This is a genomic window from Lactobacillus taiwanensis, assembly GCF_017894345.1.
GTDB classification, from domain to species: domain Bacteria; phylum Bacillota; class Bacilli; order Lactobacillales; family Lactobacillaceae; genus Lactobacillus; species Lactobacillus taiwanensis.
On sequence record NZ_CP059276.1, the window covers coordinates 1,539,815 to 1,555,750 of the forward strand.

Below are 15,936 nucleotides of genomic sequence, written 5' to 3' on the forward strand. Positions count from 1 at the left end.
GTTATTCAATGCAACCAGCTGGAATAAATCCAGCAATGGAGGCCAGTGGATTCGAACCACCGAACTCAGAGAGAGCGGTTTTACAGACCGCCGCGTTTAGCCACTTCGCTAGGCCTCCGAAACGTTACTTAATTATAATAACGGACTACCTAGTAAAAAGCAAGTAAAAAATAAAAAAAAGTTAGATTTTTTCCAACTCTTTTTATATATTTATTTACTTCAATTGTGCAATATGCTTTTTGATAATTTCAGCAGATTCTTTTAGTTTTTCATCTTCTTCAGAAGTCAATTCCAAAGCTATAACCTTCTCTACTCCATTTTTACCAATAATTGCTGGATAACCTATATATGTGCCAACTTCATCTAAATAAACAGAAGTTGGTGCAAATAGACGTGCGTCACTAAAGACCGCTTGAATTAAGCGTACTGCACATGTAGCAATTGCGTAAGATGTATATCCTTTACCAAAAGCGACCTTCATTGAATTCTTATTAGGTTGTGCACTCAATTTTTCTTCTTGCTCTTTTGTAAATAGTTCCTTAGCGGATTTACCATTGATAGAAACTGTTGACCAAGCAGTAAATTGGGATGCTCCATGTTCACCTAAAACAAATCCGGCAACGTTTCTTGGATCTTCATCAAGCTCTTCACCAACAATTCTTTGCATTCTAGCTGTATCTAAGAACGTTCCAGCTCCAAAGACTTGCTTTTTAGATAAACCAGTTGTCTCTTGTAGAAGAGTTGAAATTGCATCACAGGGATTTGAAATATTAATCAAAATACCATTGAAACCAGATTCCTTAATTTTTTCTCCGACTTCTTTAGCATTTTTGGCATTAATCTCAAATTCTCCAAATCTATCTCCGGTCTTAACTGTTGCAGCAATATCGCCAAATGAAGTTACCACAACATCTACATTTTTTAAATCGCTATAGTCGCCAAGAAAAACATTTACATGATAGTCATTTCTAGCTAAAGTATCACGTAAATCGTTGTATTCAGCTTCTGCTTTAGCCTTATTCTTATCTAATAAATATAAATTATCGACGATTCCATGAGTAAACAAAGTAAATGCAACTGTTGCACCAACATGTCCCATACCAATTACTGCTACATTTCTCATTGTAATTCCTACTTTCTATAAATTTTCTTACACCTTAAGGATAATCCACTTAAGATAAGTTTTAAATTGTTTTTATATTTTTTAACTAGAAACAATTTTTTCATGTTGTTTAATCTTTTCAATTCGCTTCTCATCTCTTTTAATGAGCAATAAAAAGAGAGCCTCGATAATCGTAAATGCTGCCACTCTTGAAAAATAATATTGATTCTCTAAAATGGTTTGTCTTACTCCTGTCTTCAAATGATAATCGCCTGCAAGTGCAATAGGCGAGTCTGGATTATTAGTAATAGTAAGAACTTTAATTTTATTCTGCTTAGCTAACCTAACCTTTTTAATAGAGGAGCTGATTCTCCTGAATTCGAAATTACAATTAAACAATCATTCATTCCCAAATTCATTGTTTGAGTATCTGCAGTTTCAACATTCCCACCAGACGCAAAGGCCAATAAACCGATTTGGTTAAACTTATATACTGCATCGGCTGCAACAGGATAAGTATCACCTTCAGCGCTTATTTGAATAATTCTACTTTTTTCAATAATTGTAAGAATTTTTTCTAATTTTTCCGTAGATATTTGTCCTAAAGTAGCATGAAGCTCATCTATTTTATTTTTTCTCTATCTGCGCTAATGCAGCTTGCATATCATCCTTAGGTATTTTTTTAAAGATTCACTTTCTCTTCGACCAACACTTTGCGCAAGCATAATTTTTAGTTCATGAAAGTCAGATAAAGACAAATTTCTACAAAATCTTGTTATTGAAGCATCACTTACGTCTGCTCTTTTAGCTAATTGAAAAATTGTAACATTCATGACTTTTACTGGGTCTTCAATAATAGTCTTCCCAATCTTCTGGTCGGAAGCTAACATCTTATTTAATTGTCTATAAATTTTATCAATAATATTTTCCAATATTCTCCCCCCATTTCATCAAAATTATATTATGACTATAAAATAATTTTCACGTTTTAATGTTTGACAAATTTTTTTGATATTACCATCTATTATGTAAATAGTTTTCATAAATTTTAAAATATGAAATATATTAACGAAGACTTTTAATGCCGATAATTAGCAAAAAAGCACTCAGTAAAATAAAACCAAATATGACAATTAGTCTTGGTGGTGGCAGTAACATTTTAAATCTTACTAAGGACTTGAGTACTGCTCAAATTCCTAACCTGCATTTTTATTTACCATCTGAAATTACTAGAATGCAATGTAAAAAGTTAGGTTTATCTGTTTTACCTTTAAATGATACAATGTCAAAATTTTATCTAGCCTTTGATGGCTGCATAGCATTGATCAAAATTTCAATGCTTTAAAAAGTGGTGGTAGAATTCATCTTTTTGAAAAAATAGCTGCTGAAAATAGCAAAGAATATATTCTATTATTACCAAAAGAACATTTTAAGGAAGTACTTAATCCAGCCGTTCCTTTGTGTATAGCAGTCATTCCAAATTGCATAGAAACCTATATAAAAATGTATCCCAAGAATACAAGACTGAAGTTCGTTTAGGTAAGGCAGTAGCATCATTTGCACGCTCCCCTTTAGGCAATCTTTTAGTTGATATTTATCCAAATGATTCTTGGGCAAATATTAAACAAATAAATAATTTTCTCTTAAAGCAAAATGGAGCTGTAAATAGCTCTTATTTTGAAAAACTCACTACGAGTATCATTACCGAAGATGATAATAAAGCAATTGAAATAAAGAAAGGGTAATAATAATGACGAAAAAATATAATTGGGGAATTATCGGTACAGGTTGGATTGCAAATGAAATGGCTGACGCATTACAAGAAGTTAAAGATGAAGTACATGCAGTAGCTAATCCAAATGAAGATAGTCTACAAAAATTTGGGACTGAAAAAAATATTAAGCACCTATTTACAAATTCTAATGAAATGATCAAGGATCCTAATATTGATATTATTTATATTGCTATCCCGCACACTTTTCACTATGACTACATCAAAAAAGCTTTCAATGCGCGCAAAACTGCCGAAGCGAGGAGTAATTTCTGGAACTAAAGATTATGTTGAAATTTCAAATTACCCACGTGCAACAGAAGCACATATCACTTATACAGCCAGTGCTCATGAAGAAAAATATGAAACACTAAGCGCTGGTAAAAGCTCTGAAGCATTAAAATACGAAGTACACGATATGGAACGCTAGGTTGATCAAGGACATGACGATGGTGAATTAGATACTTCAAGAGACGTGGCCCATATTTTAACCAGCGTCTATACATCATGGGAAATGAATATCCATTCGATGAAAAGTAATCACATATCAAAAAAACTAGAGGTCCGATTGATGATCTCTAGTTTTTTCTAACTAATAAAAATTGTATTTTTTGCTTTCCAGTCTCTAATTTTTATACCAACCCAGAAACCATAAATACCCAGTGTAATTATCGTCAAAAGCAGCCACTTTATCCAATTACCAAATAAACCAAATGCACTTCCAACAAACTTCATCCTATGCCCTTCAATTACAGTGTGATTAATTTCCCAACCATAAATCATACAAACCGCCCAAGGATAACAAATACCCAAGGTACACACAGTGATCATTGTTCCTAAAAGATGCCAGCCAATGAAAGATAATAAACCACCATCAAAAAACGAATTACGTCCATGTCTAGTTTCCATGAAAGATAGCCTCATTTCTAGGTACAAAAAAAGCCAGGTTAAACCTGGCGAAATTAATTGGGTTAGCTGGATTCGAACCAGCGCATGATGGTACCAAAAACCATTGCCTTACCACTTGGCTATAACCCATCCTTCAAGCCTTTTACTTGTTGGCTCTATTTGAATGAACTTAATCACTCAACGATTAATATCATATTATAAATACAAATAACTGTCAATAAATTTATTCAGAAAATTTTTGTAATAAAAAAGAACCGTCCATAAAGACGATTCTTTAAATATATTTAATTAGTTGATATTAGTACCAACCATTTGCTTGCCAGAACTTTTGAGCACCAGTCCATGAACCGTAACGTGATTTTACGTAGTTATCTGCTACACGTTCTTGGTTTGCTGCTGAGTAGTCTCCACCAAGGTATGATGCTGATAATTGGTATTTACCAATGTATTGACCATTTCTTGCTGAGTATGAACCACCTGATTCACGACCTGCAATCCATGCCTTAGCTGCTGCTTCAGAACCAGATACGTTTGAAGTGTAGTTTGATTGTGCAGGTTGTGCTACTTGAGTAGTTTGCTTTTGTGCAGGTGCGTAGCTGTAAGTTCTTTGTTGTACAGGTGCTGAGTAAGTACGTTGTGCACTGTAGTTGTAGTTAGTCTTAGGAGCTTGTGCAACAGTTTGATGTTGTACTGATGTTTGAGTTTGTACTTGGTGTTGTACTGGTGTTTGAGTTTGTACTTGGTGTTGTACTGGAGCTTGCTTAGTTTGAGTTGAAGCTTGTGCTTGAACATTTTGTGAAGCAGCTGGAGTAACGTGTTTTGCTGGTTGTTGTACTGATGCACTTTGAGTAGTTTGTGCTTGTTGTACAGCAGTAGCACTTTGCGCTGGTGCTTGAGTAGCAACACTAGCAGTAGCAGCATTTCCACCTTCTACAGTGTACTTAGCCATGATCCATTGATTTGCACCAAGATCGTACCACTTGTTACCCATAGCATCATATGCAGTTCTAACTACTTTCCAAGTAGTACCATGGGTTAATTCTTTACCAGTGAAGTGGGCACTTTCAATACCGTCCCAAACAGCAACAGTAGAATTTGCATTATTAATAGTTACAACATTAGTATCATTTTGAACAATAGTAGCAGCTTGTGCGTCATTAGTATTTTGTGAATTTAAGGCTACCAAACCAGTTGCGGTAAGGGCAGCAGCTGCAAGTGACTTAGTTAAGATAGATTGAAATTTCAAGAAAAATTCTTCCTTTCATATTGTCTCATATTTGTCAGTCATTTAATTTACAAGTTACATAATACAGCCCTAAAATTTCAAAACTATAACATAAATGCTACTACATTATTAAATAAAACAGCCTTATATTACATACTGTGTAATATTTGTAATTTAAAGGCGCTTTCTTGTAATATTTCTTCAAAAATAAAAGAGACATCAATTGATGTCTCTTTATTAATTATTTAGCTAATTTTAGTACCAGCCATTTGCTTGCCAGAAGCTTTGAGCATTACTCCATGAACCGTAACGTGATTTTACGTAGTTATCTGCTACACGTTCTTGGTTTGCTGCTGAGTAGTCTCCACCAAGGTATGATGCTGATAATTGGTATTTACCAATGTATTGACCATTTCTTGCTGAGTATGAACCACCTGATTCACGACCTGCAATCCATGCCTTAGCTGCTGCTTCAGAACCAGATACGTTTGAAGTGTAGCTTGATTGTGCAGGTTGTGCTTGGCGTTGTACTGGAGCTTGTGCTTGTTGAGCTTGAGTATTTTTTGCTGAAGAGTATGAACCTACTGAAGTCTTAGGTGCTGAGTATGAACCTTGAGTAGTTTGAGTTTGTGCAACAGTATTGTATGAGCTTACTTGTGAAGTAAACAATTCTGAAGCAACGTTAGGATCAACAGTATCTTTACCTAGACGAGTATACTTAGCCATTACCCATTGGTTTGCACCAAGGTCATACCATTTGTTACCAGCATCATCATATGCAGCCTTAATAACTTTCCAAGCAGTTGCATGTGGTAAATATTGACCAGTCATTTGCTTGTTAGGACCGTATGAATTCCAAACTGCAATACTTTGATGTGGAAGGTAGTTAATTGTAACAACTTTTTCTTGTTGACCAACAGTAACTTCTGCAGCCTTTACAGTATTTTGAGTATTATTTACAATTGCAGCGCCTGCTAAAGTAAGAGCAGCAGCTGCAGCAGTTTTAGTTAAAGTAGATTTCAAATTTTTGTTAAGCATATCCAAAATTAAATTCTCTCCTTGATAAAATTCGATTTGAATTATTTATTTCGTCAATTTCGATTTACAGCTTATATAATACATGCCCAATATTGCAGAATAGTTCCTATAAAATTAAAGATATATTTCAACTTGTAACATTGCTGTAATATTTGACCCTTAGATTACAACAATGTAACGTTGTAACTTTTCTGTAGTAAAAAATAAAAAATAAGAGCTAAATTCTAGCTCTTATTTACTCTTTTCTTAATCCATCTGTACTTAACTTTATTGAAATAAGTTATATCTGTAAACTTAAGATGTGGAAAACTGTAAGAAATCCTTTTTAATTTCATGATAAGGATCCCACTAATTTATCAAAACGCTGATTGAATCTTCCTTCATCTATTCTGATTCGTGTATTTAGTCTCTCATCCCATCGCTTAGTACTTATATGAAGTCTTTCTACACTGATAGTAGTAAGAATCAAATCAGTTCCCATTACTAATAGGATAATTATGGCTAAGTATCCACGAGTTTTTGCTTCTTCCCAATTAACTACTTTTTGGATAAAGGACTGAATAATTTTTACTAGAAATACTACTGCTACTCTCCAAAACAAAGAGATGATTGGTGCAACCCTTCCTTAAATATTTCCCCATAGGTGCGAATAATCCCAAAGCTTCATATGAAAAACATACTCTAAAAATACGCTAGCACAACAATCTCAGAAAAAGTAAATGGCATCTTTACTACCTCATGATAATTCCTCTATATTAAAGATATCAGGGTTTTAGCCAAACTACGGTTTAAAAGACCTCTGGAAAAACTTATTAAAAAGCGCAAAAATATTCTTAACTACAATTAGAAAGGTACATATAATGAAGAAACTAAATAAAACAGCTAGTACATATGCTAACTTTCTTCGATTTTTTATCATCATTGCACTAGGAATTCTAGGCACCCTTATTACTATCCTAATGTTTAGTCAACTATTTACGATTGGCCAAATGATGTTCATAAAAAATTTAACTAACATACCAACCAAAATTCTAGACGAAATTGTTACTTTTTTCCTATTCTTTGAATTCTCTGTAATGATTGTTGCTGCCTTAAAGCATATGGGACACACAAGCCTAAATTTTTTAATGAGCTTAGGTATTACTGCTCTATTAAGAAATTTAATTACTGCTCATGGAGAACCAATGCAAATTTTAATTCATGCAGTTTCAATTTTATTGTTAATAATTGGAATTGTTATTTTGAATAAACATATAAAATTATAGTAACAAAGGGCATCAATGCAATAAAAACATTGATGTCCTCTTTTCTAACTTTATTAAATGTTCAATTCATAAGCTAACCGGCTTGGGTCTTCTGGATCTTCATCAACTTGAATAATTCCACGTTCAATAAAATTATGTTTTACAGCTAAATGTTGCATAATTTCGTTTTTTCGTGAAGTATCAATTCTAAAATTTCTGATTTTCTGGCTAGCCATAATTGAAATTAAATCTGAAAACATAAAGCTACCCAAGTGCACACCTCGATATTTACTACTAATCGCTAAGCGATGAAAAGTAGCATAGGGATTAATATTATTTTTCCAAGCGCCATCAATTTTTTGGTATGTTGGTTCTTCACCAACTATGCTTGCTGCATATCCTGCAATTTGATTATCTACTATTAAAACTAGTCCATATTTATTCTTTATGTCAGTTTCAATAGTTTCTGCAGTAGGATATGCTCCTTGCCACTGACTACTTCCACTCTGTTTTAAGAAAGATTTAGCTTCATTAATAATATGCATAATATTAGGTAAATCTGTATTAACAGCAAACCGAGTATAAATTAAAGACATTATTTTCTCTTCTCTAATTATTAATTTTCTCTCAGAAACTCCTTCAATTGTTCTTTAGAGAAACTATACCCATAATCTTGCTCGCGCTCTAACAATCTAGTTTCATAATCCATAATCATATCCCTCCAATTCTCATCACTATTAGTTTCTTTAATTCTATTTTGTGCTATATCAAAATATGTATCGCCAGATACAGGTAAATTCTTCATCAACTTCACCAAATTAAGCAAAGTTTTCGTTTCGTCACCATTTGGAATTCCATTGGAATTTATAGTTAAATATTTATTTCTAATTGGTCTTTTTTCAGTTCGTGTAAATGTGCAAAGAAAAATTATATATACATTCTTCAATTTTCGATATGTACTGCCCTTCTTCAAAGTATATCTTTGATCTGCTTTTGCAGCATAATACCGCATTCGTCTAGCGATATCATCAGTATTAGTAGTCTGAACTTCAATGTTATAAAGATTATGATTATAATCCTCAACTAAAATGTCTAAGCGTACATCTTTTTGACTATAGTGTTCAGGATCGTTAATTTCTTCTTGCTTATGCGGAAAATAAATTTCATCAATTGACAGTTCTGGTAAAATTCCCTGTAAAACGTGTTTACAAAATCCCTTATTTGACATTACTTCTCCGAACACTTTATCTTCCGTGAAACCAAGCCATGGTTTCTTTTCAAATAGTTTATTCATTTTATTCCTCTTTCGCCTAGAGTAGATTTATGTCCTACTTTTTATTACGAAAAAGGTACGAAATCTTTTATAAAATATACAAAAAAGCCTTTCAAATTAAGCTCTACTGTGAACTCTTTGAAAGGCTTCTTCAGTTAATACCCTGAGTGCTGAATGCCAGGATCGAACTGGCGACCTCTTCTTTACGAGGGAAGCGCTCTACCAACTGAGCTAATTCAGCATTAACACTAAGATTATAACAAAGATTTTCTTCTCCTGTAAAGAATCTATGATTTTTTACAAACAAAAAGGTCGAAGTAATCCTACTCCGACTTTTCATTAAAAATTAGCTTTATCAGGATCAGTAGCTAAGCCACTAACTCCATGTAAACCATCTAATTTTTCCATTTGTTCATTATTTAAATCAAAATCAAATACATCAATATTAGCTGTAATATATTTATCATGTATTGACTTAGGCAACGGTAAGAATTCATGTTTTAAAGACCAACGAATTAAAACTTGAGCTGGAGATTTTCCTACTTCCTTAGCTATTTCATTAACAGTTTCATTACCTAATAACCCGCCAGTACCTAATGGACTATATGCTTCGCTAAGCATACCTAATTCATCATTAACTTTAACAACATCCTCTTGAAGATCGCTAGGATTAAGCATAATTTGGTTAACCGCAGGCTTTATTTCAGCTGTTTTAAGGAGTTCATCTAAATGATGTTTTCTAAAATTAGATACACCGATCGTTCTAATTTTTCCAGCTTTTACTGCTTCTTCCATGGCGCGCCAGCTTTCAGCATTTGCTTCAGCCCAGTGATCACGCATAGCAACTGGATTAGGCCAGTGAATTAAGTACAAGTCTAAATAATCTACCTTTAGTTTTTGCAGACTTCTATCAATAGCTTCCTTAGTCAGCTTATAACCATGATCTGCATTCCAAAGTTTAGTAGTAATAAATAAATCATGACGATTTACACCACTTCTCTTAATCCCTTCTCCGACACTCTCTTCATTGCCATAAGCTGCAGCAGTGTCAATATGGCGGTACCCTGCATTGAGTGCAGATTCTACTGCGTGCTTTGCAACATCTCCATCAGGAGTTTGCCATGTACCAAAGCCAATAATCGGAATCTTCACACCGTTATTCAATGTATAAGTATCTTCAATTGAATTTAACTTCATTCATTTACCTCATTTCTTAAATTACTTTATATTATAAAAATAAGTTATGAAAACTTTATGATACCAATTATTTAAATAAATCATTAAAGGCTTCTGACATAGTTGGATGAGTATAAATCTGATCTCTTAAAACCGTATAAGATAAGTGAGCTTTCATAGCCAACGAAATCATATTAATTAATTCATACGACTCAATTCCATATAAGGTTGCACCTAAAATTTCTTCGGTTTCAGGATCAACTAGAGCTTTAAATAATCCTCTGCTATCCTTAGCCACTTTAGCTTTAGGAATAGCAGCAACTGGTAATTTAAACAATTTATATTTTTTGTCCTGTTTTTGTGCTTGCTTTTCATTTAAGCCAACTTGAGATAAAGCTGGTGAAATAAATACACTATAAGGTACTACTTTACGATCACTAATCATTCGTGCGCCAGTGCCAAATAATTGATCTTTAATGATTCTAAAATCGTCTAGTGAAATATAAGTAAATTGAAGACCACCTTTAACATCTCCAATTGCCCATACATTATCTACAGTTGTTCTTAGGAAATCATCTACTTTAATCGCACCACGATCAGTTACTTCAATTGCAGTATTTTCTAATCCTAAATTTTCAATATTGGGTTTTCTTCCTGTTGCCACTAAGATTCGATCTGCACTAATCTCTTTTTCCTGACCATCTACCTGATAACGAACCTTTGCCTCATTTTCTCCATCAGAAATTTCTTCGATATCGACGCCAAGTTCAAAATGTATGCCAGCCTCTTCTAGATCTTTCTTGACTAATTGACTAATATCCTCATCTTCACGGCTTAAAAATTCTTTACTATGGTCAAGTACAGTTACTTTACTACCATATTTTGCGAACATACTAGCAAACTCTAAGCCAATATAACCAGCACCAATAATTGTTAAGTTCTCTGGCATCTTCTTTTCATCCATTGCCTGAGTAGAATTCAGAACATACTTACTTTCTTTTAAACCTGGAATAGGTAACATTACTGGAACGGCTCCAGTATTAATGAAGATTCTCTCTCCCCTATACTGAGTTTTTTCACCATTAGGTAAAACTACCTCAATTTCATGATCTGCGATGAAATGCGCTTCGCCGTCTAATACTGTTACGTTCTTTTCATCTGCTAGCATGTGATAATTCTTATCTCTCAATTGCGCTGTCATTTCATTTTTACCATTTACTGCATCTACATAGCTGACACCATTAGCTGCTTCAATAATCAATCTTTTTGAAGGAAGACATGCAATATTAATGCAAGTACCACCGTACATTTTATTAGATTTTTCAATGACTAATACCTCTTCACCCTTTTGTGCTAAAAATTTAGCTAAAGTTTTTCCACCCTTACCGAATCCAATGATTATATTTTTTATTGTTTGCATCTTTTTATCCTCTTACTTTTTATAAGCTTAATTTCTTATTTATTATTTTAAACCTATATTATTAAATTGCACTATTTATGCTCAAAATTTTTAAATCGAAATTTTTAAATCTATCTATTATGATAAAATTAATTTGATTCGGTTATTATTTAATAAAAAAGGAGTAACTAGTTAATGCGAGTATTAGTTATCGGTGGAGCTGGCTATATCGGCTCTCACGCTGTTAGAAAGTTAATTGAAGAAGGAAACACTGTTGTCGTTTTAGATTCTCTTTACACTGGCCACAGAAAGGCTGTTGATAAAAAGGCTAAATTTTACCAAGGCGATATCGAAGATACTAACTTAGTAAGCAAGATTTTACGTGATGAAAATATTGATGCTGTAATGCACTTTGCAGCTTACTCTTTAGTTCCTGAATCTGTTAAAAAGCCTTTGAAGTACTATGACAACAATGTTTCTGGTATGATTTCATTACTTCAAGCAATGGAGGACGCTAAAGTTAAGTATTTGGTCTTCTCATCAAGTGCTGCAACTTACGGTATTCCAAAGACTTTACCAATTACTGAAGATACACCACTTGATCCAATCAACCCATACGGTGAAACTAAGATGATGATGGAAAAGATCATGCACTGGGCTGACAAAGCTGATGGTATCAAGTCAATCGCTCTTCGCTACTTTAATGTTGCTGGTGCTTCAAGCGACGGTTCAATTGGTGAAGATCACGGTCCTGAAACTCACCTAATTCCAAATATCTTAAAGAGTGCTATTTCTGGTGATGGCAACTTTACTATTTTTGGTGACGACTATGACACTAAAGACGGTACTAATGTTCGTGACTACGTTCAAGTTGAAGACTTAATTGACGCCCATATCTTAGCTCTTAAGCACGTAATGGAAACTAACAAGTCTGATGTCTTTAACTTAGGTACTGCTCAAGGTTACTCAAACTTAGAAATTCTTGAAGCTGCTAAGAAAGTTACTGGCATTGACATCCCTTACACTATTGGACCAAGAAGAGGCGGAGACCCTGATTCCTTAGTTGCAGACTCAAGCAAAGCTCGTAAAGTTCTAGGCTGGAAACCAAAGCATGAAAACGTTGATGACGTTATCGCAACTGCTTGGAACTGGCACAAGACCCACCCAAAGGGTTACGAAGATAAGTAAATAATAAAATAAATAACCATTCAGTTAGTGGATACTGAATGGTTATTTTTTATCTTAAATTATTCACACAATTTTTCATTTCTTTAATATCTAAAATACTTTGTGCGAATTCCTTTCTTACTAATTCATCTGGTAAATACTCATCGTACTTATCAAAAACAGGAACTTCTTTTGGATAAACTAGCTCCAAAGGATCAAAGTCTTTATTTGCTTCTTCTCTTAAAATTTCTAGAAACTCATCCTTGTTTACATCCATTGCAAATTGCATAAAATATGGACGACTAGAATTAAAGCCTCTTAATCCTACCCGTTTAGCACATTTAATCTTAACTAATCTTTCTAATGCTAAGAAAGCATAGGTTCCAGTCCAAGGAAAAAGACACCACATTTTTCCACCTAAATTAATTAAATTACTTTCTAGCATCCCGGAAGTGTTTGCGGCATCTCGTACTTCTTTCAAACGTGCTACTGCATGCTCCATTAAATACGGATATTTCATCTTTTCGCCTAAAATCTTTTTCATTCTCTGTAAAATTTTAGGTTGAATATCACCTGCTACATCACCAAAATATGCAGGAATTCTCCCTTTAACTGGATGGCAATAAACTTGATGCCTTTTACGATCAACATCTTCTACTACCCACACACGGCCAGCAATAGCAATTTTATCGCCTACCGGCGGTGGTTTAACAATAGTACCCAATTCTTCAGACTCAGATTTAACCGAATATTCTTCATTTTCCTGAAAAACAGCATAAAACTTGAAATTATTAACTACTTTTTCCCCAGCTAAACCAACAATTAAGCCACCATTTTCTGTTTGCTGAATATGATCTTCTTTTATTAGATGACGGAGCAATATGCGATAGTCATCTTGACTAACATTATGAAAATAACGAAGGGGCAATACTCTAGAAGCTAACTCTGCTGGTGTCATTTCTCCATTTGACGCTAAAGTAGACATTGTCTGATGATAAAGCAAACTATATGGTAATCTATTCGGCACTGGTGGCTCTACCCATTTTTCTTCCAAATAAAGCTGAACCAAGGCAATACCTTGAAGTAAGGACCAAGGGATAGTTTCTGGAAGCATGGCACGAGATTCAGGATGTGATTCACGCATTACAAACCACATTTCAGATGGATTTCCACGTCGGCCAGTTCTACCCATTCTCTGCAAAAAGCCAGAGACAGTAAAGGGTGCATCAATTTGAAATGCTCGCTCTAGTTTTCCAATATCGATTCCTAACTCAAGTGTTGCTGTAGCACAAGTAGTCATAAATGAATCCTTATCCTTCATCTCAGCTTCTGCTGTTTGGCGATAAGCTGCGGACAAATTACCATGGTGAATTAGGAAACGATCCGGTTCATGTCTTACTTCACAATATTGTCTTAAAATTTGACAAACAGCTTCACATTCTTCTCTACTGTTGGTAAAAACTAGGCATTTCTTTCCACGTGTGTGTTCAAAAATATAAGCTATTGACGGATCAGCCATCTCAGGGGCTTGATCACTTTTTTCATCTAAAACTGGTTGCGCTGGATCAAAGTCACTACTATCAGCTTGTGGTCCATTATCATAAAAATGCTCCATTGATAGACGCCAAACTTGACCGCCACCTTCTGACTTAGGAACAATTGTCTTACGCCTTGAACCAGCACCTAAAAATTCCGCGGCTGCTTTCGTATCTCCAATTGTGGCCGAAAGTCCAATACGTCTCGGATCAACTCCCGCCATTTTAGACAAGCGTTCAATCAGACAAAAAGTTTGTCCCCCACGATCTGATCTTAAGAAAGAATGTAATTCATCAATGACTACATATCTTAGATCATGAAATAAATTCGGGATATCCATATGCTTATTAATCATTAATGACTCTAAAGATTCTGGAGTAATTTGTAAGATTCCAGAAGGATGCTTAAGCAATTTTCGTTTTTGAGTCTGAGCTACCTCACCATGCCAGCGCCAAACTGGAATGTCAACCTCTTGGCAAAGGTCACTTAAACGCTCATATTGGTCATTGATCAACGCTTTTAATGGCGAAATATATAACACTCCAACCGATTTAGAAGGATCTTCATAAAGTTCAGTCAGAATAGGAAAGAAAGCAGCTTCCGTTTTCCCCGAAGCTGTTGAAGCTGCCAATAATACATTATCCTGACTATTAAAAATAGCTTCTGCTGCTCCAACTTGAATTGAACGTAATTTTTGCCAATCATGTTCATAAATATAATCTTGAATAAAAGGAGCAAAACGTGTAAAAATATCCATTTTTCACTTAAATTTTAAACTCAGCGAAATTATCAGATTTATCATCTGAAACTACATTTGACTCAGTATAAGAAAATTTATCTGAATTAAGTAGGTGCTCAATATCAGTCTGAGGATTTTGCCAAACAATATCTAATAGTTCAATAAAATCACGAATAATTTCACGTGGTGTAATGTTAGAAGATGCACCTACACGTGAATATTCAATCTTAATAAATTTTTCTAAATCATTTTCGGTGATTACTTTTTCATATCCGTATAAATTAGCATGCATATCCGCGAGTTTTTCAGTTAAAACAAGCATTTCTTCTGGAGTAAGTGGATCAAGTTTAATAACTGGGGCATACATATCACGATTTCCAGCTTCAGAAAATTTCCCACTAGCTAAACGAGAACGTAAAGCCTCATAGGAATATACTCCCCTTCTTTTATCTTCAACAGCTTGCGGCGTACCGCACATAATAAGGCCAAGATACTTTGCTTTTCCTTGAAGAGCATCATTATACATGGTTAATATTTTCTCATAATTATACTGACGACTAATGCTGTTGGGAATCTTATAAATATTTACTAATTCATCGATCATAATCATCAGACCTGTATATCCTGCTTGTCTAAAGAATGACGCAAAAAGTTTCAAATATTCATACCAATCATCATCCGAGATTACAATATCTACTCCTAATTCTTTTTTAGCTTGAGTTTTATTAGCATATTCACCTCTAAACCATTTAACAACTTTAGCCTTAGTTTCTTCATCAGCATTAACATAAGCTTGATAATACATCTCGAGTAATTTGGCAAAATCAAACCCATGTACTAATTCGGATAAACTTGAAATTACCACATAAATCTTTTTATTAACAGCCTCTTCAAAGGCCGGACTACCTTCATTTAAGTCTGTGTCTGCTACAACTTGCATTTGAATTGAATTAATCCAACGATCAAGAATTAAAGTTAAGGCTCCTCCTTCTGGTCGAGTTTTAGTAGAAAGATTTTGAATCAATTCTCGATAAGTAGCCAATCCTTGTCCTTTTCCACCTTGCAAACGTCTTTCTGGTGATAAATCTCCGTCAACTACAACAAAATTCTTATCCATTACATAATTTCTAATTGTTTGAAGTAAAAAACTTTTACCAGAACCGTACCGCCCTACGATAAATCTAAAAGAAGCTCCTCCTTCTCCAATCAATTCCACATCATGTAATAAAGCTTCAATTTCTGCTTTTCGTCCTACTGTAATATATGGCAGGCCGATTCTTGGAACTACTCCTCCTTTTAAAGAGTTTAAAATAGTCTGAGCTATTCTTTTAGGCACTTTTCTCTTTTGATTAGCCAT

At 34.2% G+C, this 15,936-nt stretch carries 14 protein-coding genes, 3 tRNA genes and 4 pseudogenes; 6 read left to right on the top strand and 15 right to left on the bottom strand.

Annotated features, from left to right (window positions below; all coding sequences use genetic code 11):
- Positions 1–36: 36 nt before the first annotated feature.
- The 3 genes and pseudogenes from H1A07_RS07465 to H1A07_RS10585 all read right to left on the bottom strand — a co-directional run bounded on the left by H1A07_RS07465 (position 37) and on the right by H1A07_RS10585 (position 2,034).
- Positions 37–118, bottom strand: a tRNA-Tyr gene (locus tag H1A07_RS07465).
- 96 nt (positions 119–214) lie between these two features.
- Entirely contained in the window at positions 215–1,123 is a 909-nt protein-coding gene (locus H1A07_RS07470; protein ID WP_210144847.1) for an L-lactate dehydrogenase, read from the bottom strand.
- 81 nt (positions 1,124–1,204) lie between these two features.
- Positions 1,205–2,034 (bottom strand): annotated as a pseudogene (locus tag H1A07_RS10585) (MurR/RpiR family transcriptional regulator).
- A 149-nt stretch (positions 2,035–2,183) separates the two neighbouring features.
- Between H1A07_RS10585 and H1A07_RS10300 the strand changes: the two are divergent.
- The 4 genes and pseudogenes from H1A07_RS10300 to H1A07_RS07485 all read left to right on the top strand — a co-directional run bounded on the left by H1A07_RS10300 (position 2,184) and on the right by H1A07_RS07485 (position 3,413).
- Complete coding sequence (locus H1A07_RS10300) at positions 2,184–2,447, top strand: hypothetical protein (RefSeq protein WP_244974114.1); 264 nt, start codon at positions 2,184–2,186, stop codon at positions 2,445–2,447.
- 32 nt (positions 2,448–2,479) lie between these two features.
- Entirely contained in the window at positions 2,480–2,641 is a 162-nt protein-coding gene (locus H1A07_RS10305; RefSeq protein WP_244974193.1) for a hypothetical protein, read from the top strand.
- A complete protein-coding gene (locus H1A07_RS10310; protein WP_244974115.1) occupies positions 2,584–2,847 on the top strand; it encodes a hypothetical protein in 264 nt (87 codons plus the stop codon). Before H1A07_RS10305 ends, H1A07_RS10310 begins: the two co-directional genes overlap by 58 nt.
- Before the next feature lie 5 nt (positions 2,848–2,852).
- Positions 2,853–3,413, top strand: a pseudogene (locus H1A07_RS07485) (Gfo/Idh/MocA family protein).
- 48 nt (positions 3,414–3,461) lie between these two features.
- On the opposite strand, the gene H1A07_RS07490 reads toward H1A07_RS07485, so the two are convergent.
- The 5 genes and pseudogenes from H1A07_RS07490 to H1A07_RS07510 all read right to left on the bottom strand — a co-directional run.
- Complete coding sequence (locus tag H1A07_RS07490) at positions 3,462–3,782, bottom strand: DUF898 family protein (protein ID WP_057718759.1); 321 nt, start codon at positions 3,780–3,782, stop codon at positions 3,462–3,464.
- Positions 3,783–3,839: 57 nt separating this feature from the next.
- A tRNA-Gln gene (locus H1A07_RS07495) sits at positions 3,840–3,911 on the bottom strand.
- Between the two features lie 169 nt (positions 3,912–4,080).
- A complete protein-coding gene (apf, locus tag H1A07_RS07500) occupies positions 4,081–5,028 on the bottom strand; it encodes an aggregation-promoting factor (protein WP_210144848.1) in 948 nt (315 codons plus the stop codon).
- Between the two features lie 234 nt (positions 5,029–5,262).
- Positions 5,263–6,045 carry an aggregation-promoting factor gene (gene apf, locus H1A07_RS07505; RefSeq protein WP_094495784.1) on the bottom strand — a complete coding sequence of 261 codons (783 nt, stop codon included), beginning with the start codon at positions 6,043–6,045 and terminating at the stop codon, positions 5,263–5,265.
- A gap of 224 nt (positions 6,046–6,269) precedes the next feature.
- Positions 6,270–6,745, bottom strand: a pseudogene (locus H1A07_RS07510) (putative ABC transporter permease); the annotation flags it as partial.
- Positions 6,746–6,905: 160 nt separating this feature from the next.
- Between H1A07_RS07510 and psiE the strand changes: the two are divergent.
- Positions 6,906–7,310, top strand: coding sequence for a phosphate-starvation-inducible protein PsiE (psiE, locus tag H1A07_RS07515; RefSeq protein WP_094503541.1), 405 nt, complete (start codon positions 6,906–6,908; stop codon positions 7,308–7,310).
- Positions 7,311–7,363: 53 nt separating this feature from the next.
- On the opposite strand, the gene H1A07_RS07520 is transcribed toward psiE, so the two are convergent.
- The 5 genes and pseudogenes from H1A07_RS07520 to H1A07_RS07540 all read right to left on the bottom strand — a co-directional run bounded on the left by H1A07_RS07520 (position 7,364) and on the right by H1A07_RS07540 (position 11,158).
- On the bottom strand, positions 7,364–7,885 hold the full coding sequence (locus tag H1A07_RS07520; protein WP_210144849.1) for a GNAT family N-acetyltransferase: 522 nt from the start codon (positions 7,883–7,885) through the stop codon (positions 7,364–7,366).
- 74 nt (positions 7,886–7,959) lie between these two features.
- Positions 7,960–8,583 (bottom strand): annotated as a pseudogene (locus H1A07_RS07525) (Rpn family recombination-promoting nuclease/putative transposase); the annotation flags it as partial.
- A 147-nt stretch (positions 8,584–8,730) separates the two neighbouring features.
- Positions 8,731–8,803: transfer RNA gene (locus H1A07_RS07530), tRNA-Thr, on the bottom strand.
- A gap of 98 nt (positions 8,804–8,901) precedes the next feature.
- Complete coding sequence (locus tag H1A07_RS07535) at positions 8,902–9,759, bottom strand: aldo/keto reductase (RefSeq protein ID WP_210144851.1); 858 nt, start codon at positions 9,757–9,759, stop codon at positions 8,902–8,904.
- 67 nt (positions 9,760–9,826) lie between these two features.
- A complete protein-coding gene (locus H1A07_RS07540) occupies positions 9,827–11,158 on the bottom strand; it encodes an FAD-containing oxidoreductase (protein ID WP_210144852.1) in 1,332 nt (443 codons plus the stop codon).
- Positions 11,159–11,332: 174 nt separating this feature from the next.
- Here H1A07_RS07540 and galE point away from each other — a divergent pair, with 174 nt between their 5' ends.
- Positions 11,333–12,325 carry a UDP-glucose 4-epimerase GalE gene (gene galE, locus H1A07_RS07545; RefSeq protein ID WP_210144853.1) on the top strand — a complete coding sequence of 331 codons (993 nt, stop codon included), beginning with the start codon at positions 11,333–11,335 and terminating at the stop codon, positions 12,323–12,325.
- Positions 12,326–12,374: 49 nt separating this feature from the next.
- On the opposite strand, the gene H1A07_RS07550 is transcribed toward galE, so the two are convergent.
- Positions 12,375–14,597: a DEAD/DEAH box helicase gene (locus H1A07_RS07550; protein WP_210144854.1), complete on the bottom strand. Its 2,223-nt coding sequence runs from the start codon at positions 14,595–14,597 to the stop codon at positions 12,375–12,377.
- A gap of 7 nt (positions 14,598–14,604) precedes the next feature.
- Complete coding sequence (locus tag H1A07_RS07555) at positions 14,605–15,936, bottom strand: ATP-binding protein (RefSeq protein ID WP_210144855.1); 1,332 nt, start codon at positions 15,934–15,936, stop codon at positions 14,605–14,607.

Coding starts and splice junctions, on each gene's coding strand:
- H1A07_RS07540 (WP_210144852.1), bottom strand. CDS start 11,158: ATGCAAACAATAAAAAATATAATCATTGGATTCGGTAAGGGTGGAAAA.
- H1A07_RS07555 (WP_210144855.1), bottom strand. CDS start 15,936: ATGGCTAATCAAAAGAGAAAAGTGCCTAAAAGAATAGCTCAGACTATT.
- apf (WP_094495784.1), bottom strand. CDS start 6,045: ATGCTTAACAAAAATTTGAAATCTACTTTAACTAAAACTGCTGCAGCT.
- galE (WP_210144853.1), top strand. CDS start 11,333: ATGCGAGTATTAGTTATCGGTGGAGCTGGCTATATCGGCTCTCACGCT.
- psiE (WP_094503541.1), top strand. CDS start 6,906: ATGAAGAAACTAAATAAAACAGCTAGTACATATGCTAACTTTCTTCGA.
- H1A07_RS07520 (WP_210144849.1), bottom strand. CDS start 7,885: ATGTCTTTAATTTATACTCGGTTTGCTGTTAATACAGATTTACCTAAT.
- H1A07_RS07470 (WP_210144847.1), bottom strand. CDS start 1,123: ATGAGAAATGTAGCAGTAATTGGTATGGGACATGTTGGTGCAACAGTT.
- H1A07_RS07550 (WP_210144854.1), bottom strand. CDS start 14,597: ATGGATATTTTTACACGTTTTGCTCCTTTTATTCAAGATTATATTTAT.
- H1A07_RS07490 (WP_057718759.1), bottom strand. CDS start 3,782: ATGGAAACTAGACATGGACGTAATTCGTTTTTTGATGGTGGTTTATTA.
- H1A07_RS10300 (WP_244974114.1), top strand. CDS start 2,184: ATGCCGATAATTAGCAAAAAAGCACTCAGTAAAATAAAACCAAATATG.
- H1A07_RS07535 (WP_210144851.1), bottom strand. CDS start 9,759: ATGAAGTTAAATTCAATTGAAGATACTTATACATTGAATAACGGTGTG.